Source organism: Mesorhizobium sp. M2A.F.Ca.ET.037.01.1.1 (genome assembly GCF_003998075.1).
Classification (GTDB): Bacteria; Pseudomonadota; Alphaproteobacteria; order Rhizobiales; family Rhizobiaceae; genus Mesorhizobium.
This window is the reverse complement of the sequence record NZ_RZSA01001278.1, coordinates 1-1550: the sequence shown is the minus strand read 5'-3', so window position 1 is coordinate 1550 and position 1550 is coordinate 1. Positions and strand designations below refer to the sequence as shown.

General features: G+C 66.5%; 1 protein-coding gene. It reads left to right on the top strand.

Annotation, left to right across the window (positions count from 1 at the left end; translation table 11 throughout):
* A partial coding sequence (locus EOA27_RS35895; protein ID WP_127258666.1) for an AGE family epimerase/isomerase occupies window positions 1–1550 on the top strand: 1550 nt, incomplete at both ends.

Below are 1550 nucleotides of genomic sequence, written 5' to 3'. Positions count from 1 at the left end.
GGCTGGCGGCGCGGCCGGACGGCGAGACGCCGATCTTCCTGATCGCCGCGGAACGTCACGCCGAGCGCGTCCATGCCGACCTTGCCGGCGTTGATCTCAAGGGCGGCGGACCGTTGTTCGAGCCGACGGGCCGCAACACGGCCGCCGCCGTCGCGCTGGCAAGCCTGCGCACGCTCTCCGAATATGGCGACGAGCTGGTGCTGGTGGTGCCGTCCGACCATGAGATCTCGACGACCGCTCAGTTCTGGCAAAGCATCGAGGCGGGCGCGGTCGCGGCAAATGCCGGGCGGCTCGTGGTGTTCGGCCTGAAGCCAACCCAGCCCGAGACCGGCTACGGCTATATCGAGGTTGGGGCGGACAGGGCGGGCGTGTTCGACGTCTCGCGCTTTGTCGAGAAGCCGGATCTCGCCACCGCGCAGGCCTATCTCGACGCCGGCAATTTCTACTGGAACACCGGCATCTTCCTGTTCCGCGCCGGCGCCATGCGCGACGCCTTAGCGGCCTATGAGCCGAAAATCTGGCAGGCGACCGAAGCTGCCTACAAGGCGGCAACCAGCGATCTCTCGGGCCTTTACATGGCGCTGGAACTCTACTCGGCCATCCCGTCGACCTCGATCGACTACGCCATCATGGAGCGCGCCAAGGACATTGCCATGGTCCCGGCCGGCTTCCGCTGGAACGATCTCGGCTCGTGGCAGTCGCTGCTCGATGTCGGCCCGTCCGACAAGCACGGCAACGTCATCATCGGCGATGTCGTCGCCATCGATTGCGAAAACTCCTATATCCGCGGCGATGGCCGCCTGCTTTCGGCGATCGGCATGAAGGATGTCGCTATCGTTTCGACGGCTGACGCAACCTTCGTCGCGCCGGTCAGCCACAGCCAGCACGTCAAGAAGATCGTCGAGCAGCTGGAGAAATCCGGCCGGCTGGAGACGAGATTCACGCCGGCGCATGACCGTGTCATCGAGAGCGGCGCCTGGCGGCGGCGCGTGCGCCACTGGCTGTTCGAGGAGACGCTGCCGCTGTGGTCGACGGTCGGCGTCGATGAGCGCCATGGCGGCTTCCACGAAGCGCTCGGCTTCGACGCCGCGCCGTTGATGAAACCCAAGCGAATGCGCACGCAGGCGCGCCAGGTCTACGCCTTCGCGGTGGCCAAGGAGCGTGGCTGGGACGGTCCGGCGGAAAGGCTGATCGCCCACGGCATCGACTTCATGGCTGGTCAGGGCCGAACGAAGCGCGGCGGCTGGGTGCGCACGCTCAACATCGATGGCTCGGTCGCCGATCCTGTCGAGGACGCCTACGATCATTCCTGCGTTCTCCTGGCGCTGGCGCACGCCCACATGTCGGGCCATCCAGATGCGTTGCGGCTCGGCGAGGAAACGTTCGCCTTCCTCGACGCGCATTTGGAAGACAGCCGCATGACCGGTTTCCTGGAAACCTCGGATGGGGCGGAGGAGCGGCGCTCCAACCCGCACATGCATCTGCTCGAGGCCTTCCTCGCCTGGCACAAGGCGACGGGCGAGCGCGCCTATCTTCGCCGCGCAGCGCGC